This window comes from Ruegeria sp. CDSA246 (assembly GCF_059611225.1).
The window spans coordinates 116,247-136,473 of the sequence record NZ_JBXWPD010000002.1 but is presented as its reverse complement, the minus strand read 5'-3'; the positions used below and the strand labels follow the sequence as shown (position 1 = coordinate 136,473).

Genomic DNA, 20,227 nt, shown 5'->3' with positions numbered 1-20,227 from the left:
TGCCTGTACTGGGCCGTATCTAGTCCGTCTGTCGCAGCACGTCCAGAAAGGCGGCTCCAAACCTTTCGTGACGGCGGTCGCCCAGAACATGTTCCATTGCGCGCGGGTCATCTGACCGCAATTGTGCGACCTTGGCCAGTTGCGAGGCCGAGCAGGTTAGCGGCTTGTCGATCCCCTCCGGACCGCGTGACAGCTGCGACTGCACTTCAAGCAACTGGTCATAGATATCGCCCTGATCCCGGCCAGCCAATTTGCGGCGCGCGGGATGAACGGCTTCAACCTCACCGGCGACGACTTCAAGAAACGTGTCACCATAACGTTCCAGCTTTTTTGCGCCGACCCCGCCAATTCGGGCCATATCGTCCAGAGACAGGGGGCGTTTCTCAGCCATTTCGATTAGCGTGCGGTCAGGGAAGATGACATAGGCCGGTACCCGTGCGGATTCGGCCAAAGCGCGCCGTTTGGCCTTCAGGGCCGATAGCAGCGGCGCGTCTTCCTCGGACACCATCATTTTGACCGCCGGGCGGCGTCCGGCCTTGCGCAATGTGTCCTTGCGCAGGTTGATCCGGGCCTCACCCTTCAGGATGGGCTTGGCAGCCTCGGTCATTTGCAGTGCGCCGTGGCGTTCGGGGTCCGGGCGGACCAGATCATGCCCCATCATCTGTCGGAAGATGGCCTGCCATTGCGGGCGCGACCACTCTTTGCCGATCCCATAGGTCGACAGTTGGTCATGACGTCGCGCGCGGATCTTGTCGGTTTCATTGCCCAGCAGGATGTCGATCAGGTGGCCGGCGCCGAACCATTCCTCGGTGCGCAGGATTGCAGACAAGGCCATGCGGACGGGCGTGGTCCCATCGAACACTTCGGGCGGGGCGTCACACAGATCGCACTTGCCGCAAGGTTCGGCCTGTTCACCGAAGTAGCCCAACAGAGTCTGACGGCGGCATACCAATGCTTCGGCCAGACCCAATAGAGAATTCAGGCGTGCATGGTCGGCCATGCGACGTTCTGGCGGGGCCAACCCTTCGTCGATTTGCGAGCGGCGCAGGCGGATATCGTCGGGGCCAAACAGGGTCAGAGTTTCGGCAGGGCCACCGTCACGGCCCGCACGACCGATTTCCTGATAATAGGCCTCGATGGATTTAGGCAGGTCCGCATGGGCGACCCATCGAATGTCGGGTTTGTCGATGCCCATGCCAAAAGCCACGGTGGCAACCACGATCAACCCGTCTTCGCGGGCAAAGCGGGTTTCGACGATACGGCGATCCTCGGCCTCCATTCCGCCATGATAGTGGCAGGCAGAGTGACCTTCCGCGCGTAAGGCTTGCGCGAGCACTTCGGTTTTGTTGCGTGTGCCGCAATAGACGATGCCAGATTGCCCTTTTCGGGCACTGGCAAAGTCGAGGATCTGTTTGCGGGGGCCATCCTTGGCCCCAAAGGCAAGGTGGATATTGGGCCGGTCGAACCCGCGTAGAAACTTGTTGGGGGGCGTGCCGTCGAACAGTTTCTCGACGATCTCGTCCTGCGTTTCGGCATCTGCGGTGGCGGTGAAGGCGGCGAGGGGGACGCCCAGTGTGCGGCGCAGTTCTCCGATCCGCAGATAGTCTGGCCGAAAATCATGGCCCCACTGGCTGACGCAATGGGCTTCATCCACGGCAATCAGACTGACGTTGATCCGGCGCAGCATCCCCAGCGCCGACCCTGCCGCCAGACGTTCGGGGGCCATGTAAAGCAGCTTGAGCCGCCCGGCCTCCAGCGCTTCCCACACGGCATCTGTTTCTTCGGGCGTGTTGCCTGAGGTCAAAGCACCTGCTTCAACGCCGGCCTCTTGCAGCCCGCGAACCTGATCGCGCATCAGGGCGATCAGCGGGGAAATCACCACCGTCACGCCATCCCGCATCAACGCAGGCAGTTGGAAACACAGGGATTTACCGCCGCCCGTCGGCATGATCGCCAGCACGTTTTCACCTGCGGTCACGGCATCGACGATCTCTTCCTGCCCGGGACGGAAGTCGTCGAATCCAAAGACATCTCGCAGCATCGGTGCGGCGTCGAACATGTGCGGGGTTGCCCTGTTTTAAGGTTTATCTGCTCTTAAGACAGGACAATCACATACTAAGATTCGGTGAACAAGAGGGATCAGACTCAGCTCAGGGCCAGAAAGAGTTCCGGCAGGACGTAGCTTCGCAGTGAAATGATGATGATCAACACGACCAGTGGCGTCAGATCGATGCCGCCAAGATCGGGCAGCACTTTGCGAATAGGGCGATAAATCGGCTCCAGAATCCGATTCAACCCGTACCAAATCTGGGCAACGAATTGCTGGTGAAGGTTCAGAACCTGAAAGTTGATCAGCCAGCTCATTATGACCTGAATCAAGACGAACCAATAGGCGATGCTCAATACCAAGTCGATCGGGCCGAAAATTGCCATCATATTCGTATTCTCCAAGTCACGTTTCGCGAGAGGTAGTAGCTAGCGCGGCAAAGAGCAAGTGTGCGCTAACAGAACCCTTGCGAAATAGGCCAAAGACCCGTCTTATGAAAACAACGATAAACAGGGGCAGTCATGGCAGAAATTTCCAAGCGCAAGCGCATTTGGGGTTGGTGGTTTTTCGACTGGGCCAGTCAACCGTATCATACATTGCTGGTTACCTTTGTCTTTGGTCCCTACTTCGCCGGAGTTGCGGCAGAGTATTATCTGACGTCAGGTCTGGATGCTGATGCGGCCGATGCGCGGGCGCAGACGGTGTGGGCGAATTGCATGACCATCATTGGGTTGATCATCGCCTTTGGCGCACCGTTGATGGGGGCCATGGCGGATGTTTCGGGTCGCCGAATGCCATGGATTTTCGCGTTTTCGGTGATGTATGCGGTGGGGTCCGCCGCGCTTTGGTACACGATGCCCGACGGGTCGAATATGTGGCTGATGTTGTCGGCCTTTGGTCTGGGCTTTGTTGGCGCGGAATACGCTCTGATCTTCATCAATTCGCAGCTGCCCGATTTGGGGGACGAAAATGAGGTTGGTGAGATTTCGGGGTCAGGATTTGCCTTTGGCTATTTTGGTGGGCTGATCTCACTTGCGATCATGCTGGCGCTGTTCGTCGAGCAGGCCAACGGCAAGACCCTGATCGGGATGGATCCGCTGTTTGGGCTGGATGCCTCAATGCAGCAGGGCACACGTTTCGTGGGGCCATTCACGGCGGTTTGGTTCGTTCTGTTCATGATCCCCTACTTCTTTTGGGTCCGGGATGATGCGCCGACCGACAAAAAAGGCAATGTGGGCGACGCCCTGCGCCTGTTGGTCAAGTCGATTTCCAATCTGCGCCACCGGGTCAGCCTGGCCACCTACCTTGGATCATCTATGTTCTATCGTGACGCGTTGAACGGGCTTTACACCTTTGGCGGTGTTTATGCGCGACTGGTGCTGGAATGGGACCTGATCAAGATCGGAGTCTTTGGTATCGTCAGCGTTCTGGCTGCGGCTGCGTTTTCGTGGGTCGGCGGTAAACTGGACAAGAAATACGGCCCTAAGCCAGTGATTTTGGTGGCTATCTGGGTGCTGATCTTTGTTTGCATCACCATCGTGTCGATGGACCGCACACAGATCTTTGGCATGTCTTTACCCGAAGGGTCCGGCCTGCCTGATCTGGTGTTCTTTGGCTGCGGGGTTCTGATCGGCGGTATGGGCGGTATTCTTCAATCCGCCAGCCGTTCGATGATGGTGCGTCACACCGACCCCAAAGCCCCGGTCGAAAGCTTTGGGCTTTATGGATTGTCGGGGCGTGCCACAGCCTTTGCCGCCCCCCTGCTGATCGGAATAGCCACAACTGTAACCGGCAGTGCAAGACTGGGGGTGTCACCCATCGTTCTGTTGTTTATTCTGGGGCTAATACTGATGCGCTGGGTGAAACCGGAAGGGGATCAGAGCAGATGATTTTATTACGTTTTTTGACAATACTGGCCGCGATTGTTCTGACGAACACTGCTACGGCGCAGCCTCTGGCAAAGCAGTTGTTCGGGGCGCAGAAAGCAAGTTCGCAGCAAAAATCGGCAGCCTTCGGCAGTTATTCGCGTGGATGCGCTGCAGGGTCGGTGCAATTGCCCGAAACGGGACCGACATGGCAGGCGATGCGGCTGTCACGCAATCGCAATTGGGGACATCCTGAGGCGATTGATTATGTGCAGGACCTCAGCAAGTTCGCGGCAAAGCAGCCCGGGTGGAACGGGCTATATGTCGGCGATATCAGCCAGCCGCGCGGTGGGCCGATGACATCCGGGCACCGCAGCCATCAACTGGGTCTGGACATCGATATCTGGATGCTGCCCGGCGACAACATGCGCTTAAGCCGCAAGGCGCGTGAGAATATCTCGTCGATTTCATTGCGCCGATCGAATGGCGCGTTCGTCAACGGTAACTGGACAAAACAACACCATGCTGTGCTGCGTGCGGCGGCCAAGGACAAACGTGTTGCGCGAATTTTCGTCTTTCCCGGCGCCAAGGTTGAGATGTGTAAAAACGAGAAGGGCAATCGTGCCTATTTGCGCAAGATCAGGCCCTGGTGGGGACATCATTATCATTTCCATGTCCGTCTGAAATGCCCGCGCGGCTCTAAAGGTTGCGTTAATCAGGATCCTCCGCCAAAAGGGGATGGCTGTGCCGAGGCGCAGCAATGGGTGAAAAACATTCTTAATCCACCCCCACCCGACCCAAATGCCCCAGCGCCCAAGAAACGGCGTGAATATCGATTGGCCGATCTTCCTCAGCAATGCACACAAGTTCTGCAATCCAACTGATCGCCGCGGTATTGCTGGCCGGGGCGGCTTGGGCAGTTGATCTCAAGACACCCAACCACCTTGGCAGTTTCACTTGGCGTCACACGGCCGAGTGGTTTGGTGGGTTTTCTGCCGTCCACCTCTCTGATGATGGCCGCCATTTGATTGGAATGACCGATCGTTCGACACTGATTACCGCACGGGTCGAGCGTAACGATGACGAAATTTCCGACATTCAGATCACTGAAAATTGGCCTCTTATTTCCAGCAGAGGGCGCCATCTGACAGGTCGGGCCGGGGATTCCGAAGGCATAGCCATTGCCCCCGATGGCGCTCTGTTCGTCTCGTTCGAAGGCATCCACCGCGTGGTATATTACCCCGCGCCAGGGACCAAAGCGCAGGTTCTGCCGCGACCCAAGGCGTTTGACGGCTTTGAGGTCAACGGCTCGCTTGAGGCGTTGGCCATTGATCAACGCGGTCACCTTTTCACAATGCCCGAGGAAAATCGAACAGCGACGGGTGATATCCCTGTCTATCGGTGGGACGGTCAGGCGTGGTCGACGCCTTTCGTTCTGCCGCAACGGGGGGACTTTCTGCCAGTTGCAGCAGATTTCGGACCGGATGGCAGGCTTTACGTTTTGGAACGGGATGTCGGTTGGATCGGGTTCCGTTCGCGCCTGCGGCGATGGGAGTTGGACGGTGACACCCCAAGCGCCGAAGAGGTTCTGTTCCAAACTGGGACCGGTGCGCATGACAACCTCGAGGGTTTGTCTGTCTGGCGCGACGACGAGGGCCGCTTGCGGGCCACTATGGTGTCGGATGACAATTTTCTGGCGCTGCAGCGTACTGAACTGGTCGAGTATGCTCTGCCTGATTGACTCGCCCAAAGCAAAGGTCTAGAAGCGCGGCTTGCCTTGGGACGGTCCCTTGGCCAAGTCGCCGCTACCTTGTCAAAACGGGCATCTGAAAATGCAACGCGCTTATATTCCCGGCATCATTGCCATGGCTACCATTGTTGTGGCCTCGAACATTCTGGTCCAGTTTCTTCTGCTGGACGGCCTCCTGACCTGGGGTGCCTTTACCTTCCCCGTGGCCTTTCTGGTCACGGACATCATGAACCGTGTCTACGGCGTGCAGGCTGCCCGCAAGGTGGTATTCGCCGGTTTCGTCACCGGTATCATCTGCTCGCTGATCGGCACCCAGATCATTTTGCAGGGTGACGGGTTCACCTATGCCGCCGTACCGTTGCGGGTCGCGGTTGCGTCGGGCACCGGTTTCCTGATCGCTCAGCTGACCGATGTTGCGGTGTTCAACAGACTGCGCGGCGGTCGCTGGTGGCGTGCGCCGCTGGCCTCGACGCTGGTTGGGTCAGCGCTGGATACGGCGCTGTTCTTCACCATCGCCTTCTCGGCCTCTGTCACAATCTTTGGTGCCGACGCCGACGCGGCAATCAGCTGGGCATGGGAACCCGTTCCCTTCATGCTGACCGGCCCGATGGCACCCCTATGGGTATCGCTGGCCTTTGCGGATTGGCTGGTAAAACTGTCGCTGGCCCTGATCGCGCTGATCCCGTTCAAAGTGATTGTGGCGCGACTGACGGCCCAGCCCGCGTAAAAAAGTGCTTTGCGTTTCGCGCAACTCGTGGCACGATTCCGGGTAACGGAAACAGATTGAAAGGAGGTGATCCAATGTCGAGAAAGGGATTGGAGAGAGGTGTTGGAACAACCGGGGGGATCGCCTGTTAAGGCAGCCCTTGGCGGAGCGCTCGCTTCGGCTGGTCGATTGATCTAACCGACCCAACCTCCTGAGCTTTCGAAGGGCCGTCCCATGCGGGGCGGCCCTTTTTGTTTTTGGATCAGGCTTGTAAGGTCAGCCTCATGTTGCGCATCACCGACGATATCACCCTGCAAGACTGGGAAATGACCGAGAGCTTTGTTCGCTCATCCGGTCCCGGCGGGCAGAACGTGAACAAGGTGTCCACTGCCGTCGAATTGCGGTTCGAGGCGGCGCGCTCACCCTCTTTGCCTGATCCGGTCAAATCGCGGCTCAAGCGGCTGGCGGGGCGACGCTGGACCAAAGAGGGCGCGATCATCATTCAATGCGACGAAACCCGCAGCCAGGCGCGCAACCGCGAAATCGCGCGCAACCGGCTGGCCGAGCTGATCACCCGCGCTATGATTAAACCCAAGCGCCGTATCGCCACCAAACCCACCTATGGCTCGGTCAAACGACGTCTGGCGGCCAAGAAAGCACGGTCGGGCGTCAAATCCCTGCGCGGTAAAGTTTCCGAAGATTGATCTGGTATCTTTGCGGCGCATCGCTACTCTGACCCGGCGCAGTTGCAAGAGGACAAGATCATGAGGTTAGAGGGAAAAACCGCCATTGTAACCGGCAGCGCATCAGGCTTTGGTGCCGGTATCGCGCGGAAATTCCTGTCCGAAGGTGCGCGGGTCATGATTGCCGATATCAACGGCGATGCGGCAGAGGTTCAAGCCAATCAACTGGGCCCGAACGCTTTTGCCCATCAAGTCGATCTGGCCAACGGCGCATCGGTTCAGTCGATGGCAGACGTGGCTTTTGATCGTCTGGGTCATCTCGATATTCTGGTCAACAACGCGGGGGTCACTCATATGCCTACCCCGTTAGAGGAAGTCAGCGAAGAAGATTTCGACCGCGTTTTCAACATAAATATGAAGTCCGTTTATCTGACGGCGCGCGCCCTTGTTCCGCATATGAAATCGCGTGGTACTGGCGCGATCCTGAACGTGGCCTCGACAGCGGGGCTGTCGCCACGACCGAACCTCAACTGGTACAACGCCTCGAAGGGCTGGATGATCACCGCGACCAAGACGATGGCAGTCGAACTGGCACCATCAGGCGTCCGGGTGAATGCCATCTGCCCGGTGGCGGGCGAGACACCTCTGCTCAAATCCTTTATGGGCGAGGACACGCCCGAGATGCGGGCCAAGTTCCTGTCGACCATACCGCTGGGCCGATTCTCAACGCCTGAGGACATGGCCAACGCGGCCTGTTTTCTGTGTTCCGACGAGGCCAGCATGATCACCGGCACTGCATTGGAGGTCGACGGTGGCCGTTGCATCTGATCCGCTCTTCATCTGGCAAGAAATATCCCCGCCGGAGGCAGCGCGCCTACGCGCTCTTCTGCTCCAGCATCTGAAGACGCAATGACCTCCGGACCCCGAAACCTGATCACCGATGTTCCCGGTCTTTTGGTTGGAAACGCTCAGGATGACGCGCTCAAATCCGGCGCAACCGTTCTGACGGCACCCAACCCCTTTACGGCCTCCGTTCACGTGATGGGCGGTGCACCGGGCACGCGGGAAACCGACTTGCTGGCACCTGACAAATCTGTGTCGCGCGTGGATGCCATCGCTCTGTCCGGTGGCTCGGCCTTTGGCCTGGACGCCTGTTCCGGGGTAGCTGACGCGCTTAGGGCGCAACACCGCGGGTTTGAGGTTGGCAATGTCGTCGTCCCCATCGTTCCGGGTGCAATCCTGTTTGACCTGCTTAATGGTGGCGACAAAGCCTGGGCCGAGAACCCCTATCGTGCGCTTGGGCGTCACGCATTCGAGGGCGCGTCCGATCAGTTCGATCTGGGTACTGCTGGCGCAGGGACTGGTGCCTTGGCTGCCATGCAAAAGGGTGGGCTTGGATCCGCCTCGTTTGTGATGGAAAACGGGGTCACGGTTGGCGCATTGGTTGCTGCCAATCCGCTCGGCAGTGTCACCACGCCGGGTGACCGCCATTTCTGGGCCGCTCCGTTTGAAATCGGCGACGAATTCGGAGGATTAGGACCTGATTCCAACACGGGTCTTGGTCGTGTCTTGACCAGTCGCAAGGCCAAAGCAATGCGACCCGCCCAGCCGGACAAGGCCAACACCACCATCGCAATTGTTGCCACTGACGCGGCGCTGTCCAAGCCGCAATGCCATAGGTTGGCGGTGGCTGCCCATGACGGGATCGCGCGGGCGATTGTTCCCGCGCACACACCAGGCGATGGCGATCTGGTGTTTGGCGTCAGCACAGGCAATCACGACCTTCCAGAGGCTGAACTGGGGCTTCTTGGCCATGTGGCTTCGATCTGTCTGTCGCGGGCCATCGCGCGGGCCGTATTTCTTGCCTCGCCAGCGGCGGGGGATCTTTTACCCTGTTGGTCTGGCTTACATGACTTAAGTTAAGGACGGCCTATATGCCGCAGTGGCACAGTGCCCTCGCGCGGCAATCTGCGCGTTGACTCTTTTTTGCGCCGACGGTCCATTCGGTGCAGCCAATTCGTATCGGAGCAAAAGCTATGAATCGCATTCTCGCGACCGCAATCGTCGGCCTTCTGGCCCTTCCCGCATATGCCGAAGGTGACGCCGAAGCCGGAAAGAAGACTTTTAACAAGTGCAAATCCTGTCACCAGATTGCCGATCCTGAGGGTGAAGTCATCGTAAAGGGAGGTAAAACCGGTCCAAACCTGTATGGGATTGCAGGCCGGACCGCAGGCACCGTTGAAGAGTTCAAATATGGTGACAGCATCGTTGCCGCTGGTGAAAACGGTTTGGTCTGGGACGAAACGACATTCGTTGAATACGCAAAGGACCCTAAGGCGTTTCTGAAAGACTATCTGGGTGAAACTTCGGCCAAATCCAAGATGACCTTCAAGCTGAAGAAGGGTGCCGAGGATGTTTACGCCTATATCGTAAGTGTTTCTGGCGAATAAAACCGTAGACCAAACACCGTTTGAGGTTACAAAAGGCCGCAGCCCCTGCGGCCTTTCGTGCGCTTGATAACCGCGTTGAACAGCGCCAATTTGAAAGCGCGCGGTATTTCATGCATTGCACGCATAAATTCGCAGAGCCAAGCCGACCCGGTGGCAGCCAATTTCGAATTTCCGGCCCTTCGGGTGGATCGGCAGCAGGAGACGACAGATGGGAATCATGATCCCGGCCTGGGTTGATGGCGAGTTGACCCCAGTGGACAAGCTTGAGGCGCATGAAAAAGGCCTGCGGCACAAGGCGGTGTCTGTCTTTGTCGTGCGTGGGACCGAAATTTTGATGCAGCGTCGGGCTTTGGGCAAATATCATACCCCTGGCCTTTGGGCGAATACCTGCTGCACCCACCCCGATTGGGGTGAGACGCCGTCTGTCTGCGCCGTGCGCCGACTGCGCGAGGAATTGGGAATTACCGGGCTTTACCCGGAATACCGTCACCGGTTGGAATATCACGCTGATGTTGGCAACAACATGATCGAGCATGAAGTGGTCGACATCTTTCTGGCCCATGTGCGCGGCCCGCTGAAGATTGAGCCCAACCCGGAAGAGGTCATGGAAATTCGCTGGATCGATTACCACGATCTTCTGGCCGAAGTGCAGCGCTATCCCGAGCGATTTACACCGTGGCTCAAGATCTATTTGCACAATCACGCCGACACGATATTCGGACCTGATCTGATTATCTCGGCCACCTCCTGACGGCTACGCCTTGCAAGGGCCGCCCAAGCCGCATAGATCAACGCGTCATGGCTAAGCAAAAGACAGACCCGAATTACAAAGTCATCGCCGAAAACCGGCGCGCACGCTTCGATTACGCAATCGAGGACGATCTTGAGTGTGGCATTATGCTGGAAGGGTCCGAGGTCAAATCCCTGCGTGTAGGTGGGACGAACATCGCCGAAAGCTATGCCTCGGTCGATGATGGCGAGCTGTGGCTGGTCAACAGCTATATCGCCCCCTATGAGCAAGCGAAATCGTTCAAACACGAGGAACGCCGTCGGCGCAAACTGCTGGTGTCACGTAAGGAATTGTCGAACCTGTGGAACGCGACCCAGCGCAAAGGCATGACACTGGTGCCGCTGGTTCTGTATTTCAACCACAAGGGCAAGGCCAAGATCAAAATCGGTATCGCCAAGGGTAAGAAGAACCATGACAAGCGCGAAACCCAGGCCAAGCGTGACTGGTCACGTCAAAAGCAGCGGTTGATGAAGGATCATAGCTGATCCTTCATACCTCTCAGAACGCCATCGCAGCTGATACCGCACGCTTCCATCGGTCATAGGCGGCATCACGCTCTTTGGCGGAGAGTTCCGGTTCGAACCGGCGATCCAGCGCCCAGGTTTCCGCAAATCCCTGTTGATCCGGATAAACGCCTGCGCGCATACCGGCCAGCCAGGCCGCGCCCAATGCGGTGGTTTCCTGCATAACCGGTCTGTCGACCTCGGCGCCAAGGTAGTCCGACAATCCCTGCATCGCCCAGTTCGATGCACTGGCCCCACCGTCTACACGCAGGATGACGTCGGTATCTGCACCCCAGTCGCCCTGCATGGCGTGCCACAGATCGCGTGTCTGATATGCGATACTTTCCAGCGTGGCCTTGGCAAACTCGGCACGGCCTGAATTCCGGGTCAGACCGAACACCGCGCCACGGCAATTCGGCTTCCAGTAAGGCGCGCCGAGGCCGGTAAAGGCAGGCACCAGCACGACATGCTGGTTCGGGTCTGCCTTTTGTGCCAGCTCGCCGCTTTCTGGCGCGGATTCGATGATCTGCAATGCATCGCGCAGCCATTGCACGGCAGCCCCGGCCACAAAGATCGACCCTTCCAGCGCATAGGTTCTTTTACCGTCCAATTGATAGGCGATGGTGGTCAACAGGCGGTTCTTCGACTCGACCGGCTTATCCCCTGTGTTCAGAAGAGCAAAACAACCGGTGCCATAGGTGGATTTCATCATGCCGGGTTGGAAGCAGGCCTGACCGATGGTGGCGGCCTGTTGATCACCGGCAACACCAAGAATCGGGATATTTCCCCCAAACAGGGTCGTATTTCCAAAATCCGACGCGCAATCATGCACCTCGGGCAGCATGTTCATCGGCACGTCCAGCAGATCACAGATTTCGGCGCTCCATTCGCCCTTGTGGATGTCGAACAGAAGCGTGCGCGCGGCGTTCGTGGCATCGGTGGCGTGGCTGCGCCTTTCTGTCAGGCGCCAGATCAGAAAGCTGTCGATGGTGCCGAACATCAGCTCTCCGGCCTCGGCCCTTTCCCGCGCGCCGGGCACGGTGTCCAGCAACCATTTGACCTTGGTACCCGAGAAATAGGGGTCCAGCAGCAGCCCGGTCTGGGCGGTCACGTCATCCTCGCACCCGGCCTGCTTGTAGCGCGCGCAGATCTCGGCGGTACGGCGGTCCTGCCAGACGATGGCGTTGTGGATTGGTGCGCCAGTAGCGCGGTCCCAAACTACTGTTGTTTCGCGCTGGTTGGTGATGCCGATGCCCGCGATCTGATCAGAGGTTACCCCGACACTGTCCATAACTTCGCGGCAAACCCGCAGGACGCTGTCCCAGATTTCCTCTGCGTCGTGTTCGACCCAGCCTTCCTGCGGGAAGTGCTGGGTGAATTCGTGCTGCGCGGTGCCTGCGCGCTGCATTTCTGCGTCGAACAGAATTGCCCGCGATGATGTGGTGCCCTGATCAATGGCAAGAATGTAGGTCACGCCTCATGCCCCCTCTTTTGGTTTTGCGGGACTTTAGCGCAAACAATGACGAACGTGCCAGTACGTTCAGACAGGAATGTTGTCGATCAGTCTCACGCCATCTGCCCAGGCCGCAGCAAACAGGCGTGCAGGGCGGTTTGCGTGGGTGAGAGGTTCCAGCGTTTCGGCACATCGCAGTTGAATATATTCTACCTGCTTGAAGCCCGCGGCCAGTAGGTCGATCTCGGCCTGAGCAGCCAAAGGATCAAACGGCGCCCCGTCTTTCAGGGCGGCTGCCAATTCCCGCATGATCCGGTTTTTGTGGGCGGCAATATCCAGCCCCTCGGGCGTCAGTCGCAGATTGCGCGATGACATGGCCAGACCCGAGGGCTCGCGCACTGTGGGGCATCCGACAACTTCGGTCGGAATGTTCAGATCGCGCGCCATTCGGGTCACAATCATCAGCTGTTGATAGTCTTTTTCTCCGAAATAGGCTCGATCTGCCTGCGTTTGCAGGAACAGTTTGGCCACAACTGTGGCAACGCCGTCGAAATGGCCGGGGCGGAACTCGCCCTCCATCACATCGGTCAGGCCCGCGACGGAAACGGTGGTGGCAAAGCCCTGCGGGTAAATCTCTTCGGGTTCCGGGACATAGATCGCATCAACGCCGTATGGGGCCAATTTCTGCGCATCCTCGTTCTCGGTGCGCGGGTATTTTGCCAGATCCTCGGGGTTGTTGAACTGTTTGGGATTCACAAAGATCGTGACGATCACGCGGTCGCAACCTGCCTTGGCGGCCTCAACCAGCGACAGATGCCCCTGATGCAGCGCGCCCATAGTCGGAACCACGCCGATCTCTTCACCCTTCCGCGTCCATTCCGAGGTCAAGGCACGCAGGTCGGCCAGACGGCGAAAGATTGGGGCGGTCATGTCTTGGGTCCTTTGGTCGGGGCCTGATCGGAAAAAACGTGTTCGTCCGCCGGGAATGTTCGGGCGCGCACCTCGGCTGCGTATTCGGCGATGGCGGCTTCGGCCAATGGGCCAAGCTCAGCATAGCGTTTGACGAATTTCGGTTTGAAGGCGGTGAAAAAGCCAACCATGTCGTCGACAACCAGAATCTGGCCGTCGCACCCGGCAGAGGCCCCGATGCCAATGGTCGGGATCGCGATTTCCGCTGTAATCTGATCGGCCAGCTTCTGCGGTACTTTTTCAAGAACGACCGAGAATGCGCCCGCCTCGGCCACAGCACGGGCGTCGGCAAGAACCGCCTCGGCCTGTTCGTCGCGACCTTGAACCTTGTATCCGCCAAGTGTGTTGATCGACTGCGGGGTCAGGCCAATATGCGCCATCACCGGAATCCCGCGCTTGACCAGAAAGCGGATGGTCTCGGCCATTTCGACGCCGCCTTCCAGCTTAACCGCGCCTGCGCTGGTTTCGGACATCAGCCGGGCGGCGTTCCGGAATGCCTCGGAAGGCGAATGCTCGTAACTGGCGAAGGGCATGTCGATGACCATCATCGCACTTTCCAGACCGCGCGACACGGCCTGACCATGCATCACCATCATCTCCATCGTCACGCCCAGCGTCGATTCCAGCCCGTGCAACACCATGCCGACGCTGTCGCCCACCAAAACGAAATCACAATGATCATCCATCAACCGCGCCATCGGCGTGGTGTAGGCTGTCAGACTGACCAGCGGCTCGCCGCCTTTGCGGGCGCGAATATCCTGCGCATTCGGGGCTTTTTTACGGGCGGTGGCGCTCATTGTCGCTCCTCCGGTTGTCATGTTGCAGCGCGGCATAACAGATGGGAGCGGGCTATAGAAACCCCGGTTGCGCGAACATTTCCTTGAATGACCTAAGGTTTAAAGGGAAGTTGGGTGCAGTACGGCCCAAAAAATCGCAGGTTTCCATTTTCAGTGGGGAGTAATTTACATGACAAAGCAGACATTTCGGTCCTTTGCTTCGGTGCTGGCGGTTAGCGCCAGCCTGTTTGGTACACAGGTTTTCGCTAAATCCGACGTTACCATAGCGTTGCAACTAGAGCCGCCGCATCTGGACCCGACCAGTGCCGCAGCGCAGGCCATCGATTCGGTGGTTTACACCAATATCTTCGAAGGCCTTACCCGGTTTATGGGTGACGGATCGGTGGTTCCTGGTCTGGCTGAAAGTTGGGAAATCTCGGAAGATGGCAAGGTCTATACCTTCAAGCTGCACGATGGGGTTACCTTCCACGACGGCACCACGATGGATGCCGAGGACGTCAAGTTCAGCCTAGACCGCGCCCGATCCGAGGATAGCGCAAATGCGCAAAAAGCCCTGTTTGCCGGGATTGAAAACATCGAGGTGGTCGACCCGTTGACCGTCAAGGTGACCCTGTCTGAGCCAAACGGGAACTTCCTGTTCAACCTGGCTTGGGGTGATGCGGTTATTGTCGCGCCCGAAAGCATCGAGGGCATCAAGACCAACCCCGTCGGAACCGGCGCTTTTACCTTTGGTGAATGGGTGCAGGGCGACAGTATCACTCTGAATCGCAACCCGGACTATTGGGGCGATCAGCCTGCGTTAGAGACTGCTACGTTCAAGTTCATCTCGGACCCGACGGCGGCTTTTGCGGCCATGATGGCCGAAGATATCGACGTGTTCGACAACTTCCCTGCGCCAGAAAACCTGCCGCAATTTGAAGCTGATCCGCGCTTTCAGGTGCTTGTCGGTTCGACCGAAGGGGAAACCATTCTGTCCACCAATAACAAGATGCCACCTTTCGATGATATCCAAGTGCGTCAGGCATTGGCCCACGCGATTGACCGTCAGGCGATCATCGATGGAGCGATGTTTGGCTACGGCACGCCCATTGGCACGCATTTCGCGCCACACAATCCGGCTTATGTCGATCTGACCGGGAACTCGGCCTACGACCCCAAAAAGGCCGCCAAGATGTTGGCCGATGCTGGATATGCAGAAGGGTTTGAAACGACGCTGCATTTGCCGCCCCCATCCTATGCCCGCCGCGGGGGTGAGATTGTGGCCGCCCAACTGGCCGAGGTCGGGATCACGGCCAATATCATCAACGTTGAATGGGCTCAGTGGCTGGAATCGGTGTTCAAAGGCAAGGACTTTGGCCTGACTATCGTCAGTCATACCGAGCCTATGGATATCGGGATCTATGCGCGTCCTGACTATTACTTCCAATATGACAGTACCGATTTCCAGGCACTGATGGACACGCTGAATTCGACGACAGACCCCGAAGAACGCACCCGTCTGCTGGGTGAGGCACAGCGCCTGATCGCAGACGACTACGTCAACGGGTACCTGTTTCAACTGGCCAAGCTGGGCGTGGCCAAGGCTGGAGTTCAGGGCCTGTGGGAAAACGCGCCCACGGCCGCAATCGATCTGACGCAGATCAGCTGGTCCGAGTGACTCAAGGCAGGGGCCGCTGGTTCACGGCCCTTGCATTTAATGTTGTCGAGTGAGCCAAGGATGATTTTGTTTCGTGTCCTGTTTCTGGTTTTTGTGACCGTTGCCCTGGCGGCAACGACTGTGGAACCGGTTGTGGCGCAGAACATTCTGGACAGTCGGTTGGATACACCTATCGGGACGCCAGAGAACCCGCTGGATGTTGGCATCGGTATTCGAATCGATCAGATCACCAGCGTTGACCAGAAGGCCGAAAACTACGGTGCCGTGGTTGTGCTGCGAGTTGAGTGGACCGACCCTGCGTTGGCTTTTGACCGGCAAGAGCTGGGGCGCGATTTCCGGGTTTTCAACCCCCCGGCGCTGGCCGATCATGCCGCTGAGATCGGGACGGTGGTACCAGCATTCGTCATTCACAACCAACAATCCAACAAGTGGATTCACGAAGCCGCCGCCTCTCTGCGATATGACGGGCGGGTGTTGTATGTCGAGAAATCCTCGCTGACATTACAGGCCCCACATTTCGATTTTCGGAAATACCCTTTCGACACACAGGAGTTTCATTTCGAGGTCGTTTCGATCTTTCCATCCCAATATGTGTCCTATCATCCGATGAACGAGTTCTCGGGCCTTGGTGACCTGCTGGGCGAAGAAGAGTGGATTCTGGACAATGCGCGGCTTGAAACCTCTCAGGTCACGGGCCTTTCCGGTCAGGACAGCGATCAGGTTGCGCTGATCTTCGAAGGCCACCGGCATCTGACCTACTATGTCATTCGGGTGTTTCTGCCGATGCTGGTGCTGATCTCGGTTGGCTGGGCACTGTTCTTTCTTGATGAATACCGCAAAAGGATCGAAATTGCCGGAGGAAACTTGCTGGTATTCGTAGCTTTCAACTGGGCGATTTCTGCTGATCTGCCAAAGCTTGGATACCTGACATTTCTGGATTTCGTTCTGCAATGCATGTTCCTGATGACCGGGGCTTTGATTGTGTTCAATGTCGCCTTGCGCAGGCTCAAAGTCTCGGGTCGCGAATCCGGGGCGCGCAAGTTGGATAACTACGCCATCAAGTGGATTTACCCGCTGGGTTACGCTGCAATCGTTGGCTATGCAGTTTTTGCCTATCTTCTGGTTCCATAGGTGCTGGACCGGGAGGGCGCGCACCCCTAACGTGGCCTCGATGCTTCGCTATGCCCTCAAACGACTGATATCGCTGGTGATCAGCCTCGCCGTCGCCTCGGTCGTTATATTTGCCGTGATTGAGGTAGCGCCCGGTGATCCGGCGTCATTCATGTTGGGCGTCAATGCGCAAGAGGATACGCTTGCCGCTCTGCGGGCCGAGTTGGGTTTGGATGTATCCAAGGTGCAGCGGTATTTCAATTGGGTTGGCGGGATGATGGTGGGGGATTTCGGAACCTCTTACACCTATCGCACGCCCGTGTCGCAGATGATCGCGGATCGGCTGTGGGTCTCGCTGCCCTTGGCGCTGTATGCGCTAACTCTGTCCACCGCGATTGCGTTTCCGGTAGGCATCTATGCTGCCGCGCGCCGGGGAAGACCGGGCGATCTGACGGTAATGGGGGCAACACAGCTGGGCATTGCAGTGCCGAATTTCTGGTTCGCGATGATGCTGGTCCTAATCTTTGCCATCAACCTGCGCTGGTTCAATGCCGGAGGGTTCGCAGGCTGGGCTATGGGGTTCTGGACCGGAATGCATTCCCTGACACTGCCCGCAATCGCGCTGGCCCTGCCGCAGGCGGCCATTCTGGCGCGAGTCATGCGGTCGTCTTTGTTGGATATATTGGGTGAAGACTTCATGCGTACCGCGCGCGCCAAAGGGCTTTCGCGTCGTCAGGCCCTGTGGCGGCACGGGGTGCGCAACGCGCTGATCCCGGTTCTGACCATCATCGGGTTGCAGTTTTCCTTCCTGCTGGCGGGATCTATTATTATCGAACAGGTCTTTTATCTGCCCGGTCTTGGGCGATTGGTGTTTCAGGCAATCTCGGCCCGCGATCTGATTGTAGTGGAATCCGTGGTAATGCTGCTGGTCTTTGCGGTCATTACCGTGAACTTTCTGGTCGATCTGGCCTATGCAGCCGTTGATCCAAGGTTAAGGAGCCGGACATGAGCCGGAGCCTGATCCTTGGGGCTTGTCTGTCCTCGCTGGTGCTGCTGGCGGCGGCGGTTTCATTTGTCTGGACGCCCTATGACTACGCCGCACTGAACATCCCAGACAAACTGCAGCCCCCCAACGTGCTGCATTGGTTTGGTACGGATCATTTCGGACGCGACATGTTCTCGATGATCATGGTCGGTGCCCGTACCTCGATTGCCGTGGCTTTGGTGGCGGTGGGGATTGGCATGGCGCTGGGCGTGCCTTTGGGCCTGACAGCGGCTGCGCGCAAAGGGTCGTGGCTGGACGAGCTGATCATGCGCGGCAACGATCTGGTCTTTGCTTTCCCGTCTCTGGTCATCGCCATCCTGATCACTGCTGTGTTCGGTGCTGGTGCGATAAATGCGATCATCGCCATTGGCATTTTCAATATCCCGGTTTTTGCACGCATCACTCGCGGCGCAGCGCTATCTCTATGGGAACGGGAGTTCATCCTAGCCGCGCGCGTTTCGGGCAAAGGTGCGGCACGGATATCGGCTGAGCATATCCTGCCTAACGTCGCCAACCTCCTGATCGTTCAGGGCACCATCCAGTTCTCTCTGGGCATTCTGGCTGAGGCTGGCCTGTCCTATGTCGGTCTGGGCGCGCAACCGCCCACGCCAAGTTGGGGCCGGATGCTGGCAGATGCGCAGACAATGGTCAGTTTTTCCCCACATTTGGCTCTGATTCCGGGTCTGGCGATCATTGTCACGGTGCTTGGGTTGAACCTGCTGGGAGATGGGTTGCGCGATTGGCTGGACCCCCGGATCAGGGTGGCGCGCACATGAGTTTACTTGAGATCGAAAACCTGTCGCTGTCCATTCACGGCACGAACATCCTGAAACAGGTCAATCTGTCCATTGCGCCCGGTCAGATCGTGGCCGTGACCGGGGAAAGCGGATCGGGCAAATCGATGACCGCGCTCGCGGTGATGCAGCTTTTGCCGGACGGGGCCAAGACGACCGGGGTCATCCGGCTGAACGGCTTAGATCTGCTGGACCGCGACGAAAACGATATGTGTACTCTGCGCGGTGCCGCGATCGGTATGGTGTTCCAAGAACCTATGACCGCACTGAACCCAGTTAAAACCATCGGCGATCAGGTGATGGAGACCATCCTGATACACAAGGCCATGCCGCCCAGACAGGCGCGAGACCGGGCGGAGGAAGTTCTGACCCGTGTTGGCCTACCGCCGGATCGTTTCCCGCTGTCCCGCTTTCCGCACGAACTGTCCGGCGGGCAGCGTCAGCGTGTCGTGATTGCGATGGCGATCGCGTTGCGTCCCAAGCTGTTGATCGCGGATGAGCCGACCACAGCGCTAGATGTGACAACGCAGGCGCAAATCCTCAAGCTTCTAAAAGGGCTGGTGTCGGAATACGACATGGGGCTGTTGATGATCACCCATGATCTTGCGGTGGTCGCGGATATGGCCGACCAAATTGTTGTTATGCGCCATGGCGAAGTCGTCGAATCCGGGGCCACTGACCACCTGCTACACCACATGCAACATCCATATACCCGTATGCTGTTCAAGGCTTCGGGGTATCAGGTATCCCTGCCCGAACTCGCGCAATCCCGCCCTTTGCTTGAAGTGACAAATGTCATTCGCGACTATCGTCTGCCTCGCAAGGGGCTGTTTGATACACCGGGGCACCACAGGGCAGTGGACCAAGTCAGCTTTACGCTCAATAGCGGAGAACGTCTGGGCCTGGTCGGCGAGTCGGGGTGCGGAAAATCGACCCTAACAAAGGCGATTCTGGGCCTTGAAGAAGTTCAGGGTGGTGACATTCGTCTGGATGGCCAGCCTGTCTTTTCGGGTCACAAACCCAACCTCGCCGTGCGGCGCAAGATGCAGGTGGTCTTTCAGGACCCCTATGGTAGCTTCAATCCACGTCACCGCGTGGCCCGGCTGATCACTGAACCGTTCCATCTGCTCGATGCTCCTGTAATGGGGTCCGAGGGGCAGGACCGGATCGCTGAAATGTTGACAGCGGTGGGTCTTAGCCCGGATGACGCTGGTAAGTATATCCATGAATTCTCGGGCGGTCAGAGACAGCGCATCGCCATCGCCCGTGCCTTAATCATCCGGCCCGAACTGATCTTGTTTGACGAGGCTGTTTCGGCCCTTGATGTGTCGGTCCGGGCCCAGATCCTCGACCTGCTGGCCGAACTATGTGAGGCCTATGATCTGACTTATCTGTTCATCAGCCATGATCTGAGCGTCGTGCGCACCATCACTGACCGCGTTATGGTGATGCGGGCCGGAAAGATCGTCGAAGAAGGCGATACCGAAAGCGTCTTCTCTGACCCACAACACCAATACACAAAAGACCTGATTAATGCCGCGCCAGTGCTGCCAGACATTGGTCGGGATGTGGCGTGAACCACATATTAGAGCCGAATATAGGAGTATC

General features: G+C 57.8%; 20 protein-coding genes. 15 read left to right on the top strand and 5 right to left on the bottom strand.

The window, feature by feature from the left end; all coding sequences use genetic code 11:
- Window positions 1–19 precede the first annotated feature (19 nt).
- Together recQ and AC2FI9_RS03495 are read right to left on the bottom strand one after the other, a co-directional pair.
- Window positions 20–2,059, bottom strand: coding sequence for a DNA helicase RecQ (gene recQ / locus AC2FI9_RS03500; protein ID WP_496765649.1), 2,040 nt, complete (start codon window positions 2,057–2,059; stop codon window positions 20–22).
- Between the two features lie 86 nt (window positions 2,060–2,145).
- Entirely contained in the window at window positions 2,146–2,436 is a 291-nt protein-coding gene (locus AC2FI9_RS03495; protein ID WP_108860000.1) for a YggT family protein, read from the bottom strand.
- A gap of 132 nt (window positions 2,437–2,568) precedes the next feature.
- Here AC2FI9_RS03495 and AC2FI9_RS03490 point away from each other — a divergent pair, with 132 nt between their 5' ends.
- From AC2FI9_RS03490 to smpB, 10 genes are all read left to right on the top strand, one after another.
- Complete coding sequence (locus tag AC2FI9_RS03490; RefSeq protein ID WP_496765647.1) at window positions 2,569–3,936, top strand: MFS transporter; 1,368 nt, start codon at window positions 2,569–2,571, stop codon at window positions 3,934–3,936.
- Window positions 3,933–4,796, top strand: coding sequence for a penicillin-insensitive murein endopeptidase (gene mepA, locus AC2FI9_RS03485; protein ID WP_496765645.1), 864 nt, complete (start codon window positions 3,933–3,935; stop codon window positions 4,794–4,796). The genes AC2FI9_RS03490 and mepA overlap by 4 nt, the downstream gene beginning before the upstream one ends.
- The gene (locus tag AC2FI9_RS03480) at window positions 4,769–5,653 is read left to right on the top strand and encodes an esterase-like activity of phytase family protein (RefSeq protein WP_496765643.1); all 885 of its coding nucleotides are present in this window, start codon (window positions 4,769–4,771) and stop codon (window positions 5,651–5,653) included. Before mepA ends, AC2FI9_RS03480 begins: the two co-directional genes overlap by 28 nt.
- Before the next feature lie 91 nt (window positions 5,654–5,744).
- Entirely contained in the window at window positions 5,745–6,389 is a 645-nt protein-coding gene (locus AC2FI9_RS03475; RefSeq protein WP_496765641.1) for a queuosine precursor transporter, read from the top strand.
- A 263-nt stretch (window positions 6,390–6,652) separates the two neighbouring features.
- On the top strand, window positions 6,653–7,072 hold the full coding sequence (arfB, locus tag AC2FI9_RS03470) for an alternative ribosome rescue aminoacyl-tRNA hydrolase ArfB (RefSeq protein ID WP_496726439.1): 420 nt from the start codon (window positions 6,653–6,655) through the stop codon (window positions 7,070–7,072).
- A gap of 60 nt (window positions 7,073–7,132) precedes the next feature.
- Window positions 7,133–7,879: an SDR family oxidoreductase gene (locus AC2FI9_RS03465; protein ID WP_496726438.1), complete on the top strand. Its 747-nt coding sequence runs from the start codon at window positions 7,133–7,135 to the stop codon at window positions 7,877–7,879.
- An 81-nt stretch (window positions 7,880–7,960) separates the two neighbouring features.
- Complete coding sequence (locus AC2FI9_RS03460) at window positions 7,961–8,974, top strand: P1 family peptidase (RefSeq protein WP_058279094.1); 1,014 nt, start codon at window positions 7,961–7,963, stop codon at window positions 8,972–8,974.
- Window positions 8,975–9,087: 113 nt separating this feature from the next.
- A complete protein-coding gene (locus AC2FI9_RS03455) occupies window positions 9,088–9,501 on the top strand; it encodes a c-type cytochrome (RefSeq protein WP_058272885.1) in 414 nt (137 codons plus the stop codon).
- Window positions 9,502–9,709: 208 nt separating this feature from the next.
- Entirely contained in the window at window positions 9,710–10,252 is a 543-nt protein-coding gene (gene idi / locus AC2FI9_RS03450; RefSeq protein WP_496739495.1) for an isopentenyl-diphosphate delta-isomerase, read from the top strand.
- Window positions 10,253–10,299: 47 nt separating this feature from the next.
- Window positions 10,300–10,776: an SsrA-binding protein SmpB gene (gene smpB, locus AC2FI9_RS03445; protein WP_058272887.1), complete on the top strand. Its 477-nt coding sequence runs from the start codon at window positions 10,300–10,302 to the stop codon at window positions 10,774–10,776.
- A gap of 13 nt (window positions 10,777–10,789) precedes the next feature.
- On the opposite strand, the gene glpK is transcribed toward smpB, so the two are convergent.
- From glpK to panB, 3 genes are all read right to left on the bottom strand, one after another.
- The gene (glpK, locus tag AC2FI9_RS03440; protein WP_496765638.1) at window positions 10,790–12,268 is read right to left on the bottom strand and encodes a glycerol kinase GlpK; all 1,479 of its coding nucleotides are present in this window, start codon (window positions 12,266–12,268) and stop codon (window positions 10,790–10,792) included.
- A 66-nt stretch (window positions 12,269–12,334) separates the two neighbouring features.
- The gene (gene panC / locus AC2FI9_RS03435) at window positions 12,335–13,177 is read right to left on the bottom strand and encodes a pantoate--beta-alanine ligase (protein ID WP_496765636.1); all 843 of its coding nucleotides are present in this window, start codon (window positions 13,175–13,177) and stop codon (window positions 12,335–12,337) included.
- Window positions 13,174–14,013 carry a 3-methyl-2-oxobutanoate hydroxymethyltransferase gene (panB, locus tag AC2FI9_RS03430; RefSeq protein WP_496765633.1) on the bottom strand — a complete coding sequence of 280 codons (840 nt, stop codon included), beginning with the start codon at window positions 14,011–14,013 and terminating at the stop codon, window positions 13,174–13,176. Before panB ends, panC begins: the two co-directional genes overlap by 4 nt.
- 169 nt (window positions 14,014–14,182) lie before the next feature.
- On the opposite strand from panB, the gene AC2FI9_RS03425 reads away from it, so the two are divergent.
- From AC2FI9_RS03425 to AC2FI9_RS03405, 5 genes are read left to right on the top strand one after another with little or no spacing between them, the layout of a single operon-like run.
- On the top strand, window positions 14,183–15,670 hold the full coding sequence (locus AC2FI9_RS03425) for an ABC transporter substrate-binding protein (protein ID WP_496765631.1): 1,488 nt from the start codon (window positions 14,183–14,185) through the stop codon (window positions 15,668–15,670).
- Between the two features lie 60 nt (window positions 15,671–15,730).
- Window positions 15,731–16,801, top strand: coding sequence for a ligand-gated ion channel (locus tag AC2FI9_RS03420; protein ID WP_496735071.1), 1,071 nt, complete (start codon window positions 15,731–15,733; stop codon window positions 16,799–16,801).
- Between the two features lie 40 nt (window positions 16,802–16,841).
- A complete protein-coding gene (locus tag AC2FI9_RS03415) occupies window positions 16,842–17,789 on the top strand; it encodes an ABC transporter permease (protein ID WP_496765628.1) in 948 nt (315 codons plus the stop codon).
- The gene (locus tag AC2FI9_RS03410; protein ID WP_496765625.1) at window positions 17,786–18,601 is read left to right on the top strand and encodes an ABC transporter permease; all 816 of its coding nucleotides are present in this window, start codon (window positions 17,786–17,788) and stop codon (window positions 18,599–18,601) included. The genes AC2FI9_RS03415 and AC2FI9_RS03410 overlap by 4 nt, the downstream gene beginning before the upstream one ends.
- Entirely contained in the window at window positions 18,598–20,196 is a 1,599-nt protein-coding gene (locus tag AC2FI9_RS03405) for an ABC transporter ATP-binding protein (RefSeq protein WP_496765622.1), read from the top strand. The genes AC2FI9_RS03410 and AC2FI9_RS03405 overlap by 4 nt, the downstream gene beginning before the upstream one ends.
- The last annotated feature ends 31 nt before the right edge of the window (window positions 20,197–20,227 follow it).

Coding starts and splice junctions, on each gene's coding strand:
- AC2FI9_RS03425 (WP_496765631.1), top strand. CDS start 14,183: ATGACAAAGCAGACATTTCGGTCCTTTGCTTCGGTGCTGGCGGTTAGC.
- panC (WP_496765636.1), bottom strand. CDS start 13,177: ATGACCGCCCCAATCTTTCGCCGTCTGGCCGACCTGCGTGCCTTGACC.
- recQ (WP_496765649.1), bottom strand. CDS start 2,059: ATGTTCGACGCCGCACCGATGCTGCGAGATGTCTTTGGATTCGACGAC.
- AC2FI9_RS03405 (WP_496765622.1), top strand. CDS start 18,598: ATGAGTTTACTTGAGATCGAAAACCTGTCGCTGTCCATTCACGGCACG.
- AC2FI9_RS03410 (WP_496765625.1), top strand. CDS start 17,786: ATGAGCCGGAGCCTGATCCTTGGGGCTTGTCTGTCCTCGCTGGTGCTG.
- AC2FI9_RS03415 (WP_496765628.1), top strand. CDS start 16,842: ATGCTTCGCTATGCCCTCAAACGACTGATATCGCTGGTGATCAGCCTC.
- mepA (WP_496765645.1), top strand. CDS start 3,933: ATGATTTTATTACGTTTTTTGACAATACTGGCCGCGATTGTTCTGACG.
- arfB (WP_496726439.1), top strand. CDS start 6,653: ATGTTGCGCATCACCGACGATATCACCCTGCAAGACTGGGAAATGACC.
- idi (WP_496739495.1), top strand. CDS start 9,710: ATGGGAATCATGATCCCGGCCTGGGTTGATGGCGAGTTGACCCCAGTG.
- AC2FI9_RS03490 (WP_496765647.1), top strand. CDS start 2,569: ATGGCAGAAATTTCCAAGCGCAAGCGCATTTGGGGTTGGTGGTTTTTC.
- AC2FI9_RS03495 (WP_108860000.1), bottom strand. CDS start 2,436: ATGATGGCAATTTTCGGCCCGATCGACTTGGTATTGAGCATCGCCTAT.
- AC2FI9_RS03465 (WP_496726438.1), top strand. CDS start 7,133: ATGAGGTTAGAGGGAAAAACCGCCATTGTAACCGGCAGCGCATCAGGC.
- panB (WP_496765633.1), bottom strand. CDS start 14,013: ATGAGCGCCACCGCCCGTAAAAAAGCCCCGAATGCGCAGGATATTCGC.
- AC2FI9_RS03455 (WP_058272885.1), top strand. CDS start 9,088: ATGAATCGCATTCTCGCGACCGCAATCGTCGGCCTTCTGGCCCTTCCC.
- smpB (WP_058272887.1), top strand. CDS start 10,300: ATGGCTAAGCAAAAGACAGACCCGAATTACAAAGTCATCGCCGAAAAC.
- AC2FI9_RS03460 (WP_058279094.1), top strand. CDS start 7,961: ATGACCTCCGGACCCCGAAACCTGATCACCGATGTTCCCGGTCTTTTG.
- AC2FI9_RS03475 (WP_496765641.1), top strand. CDS start 5,745: ATGCAACGCGCTTATATTCCCGGCATCATTGCCATGGCTACCATTGTT.
- AC2FI9_RS03420 (WP_496735071.1), top strand. CDS start 15,731: ATGATTTTGTTTCGTGTCCTGTTTCTGGTTTTTGTGACCGTTGCCCTG.
- AC2FI9_RS03480 (WP_496765643.1), top strand. CDS start 4,769: ATGCACACAAGTTCTGCAATCCAACTGATCGCCGCGGTATTGCTGGCC.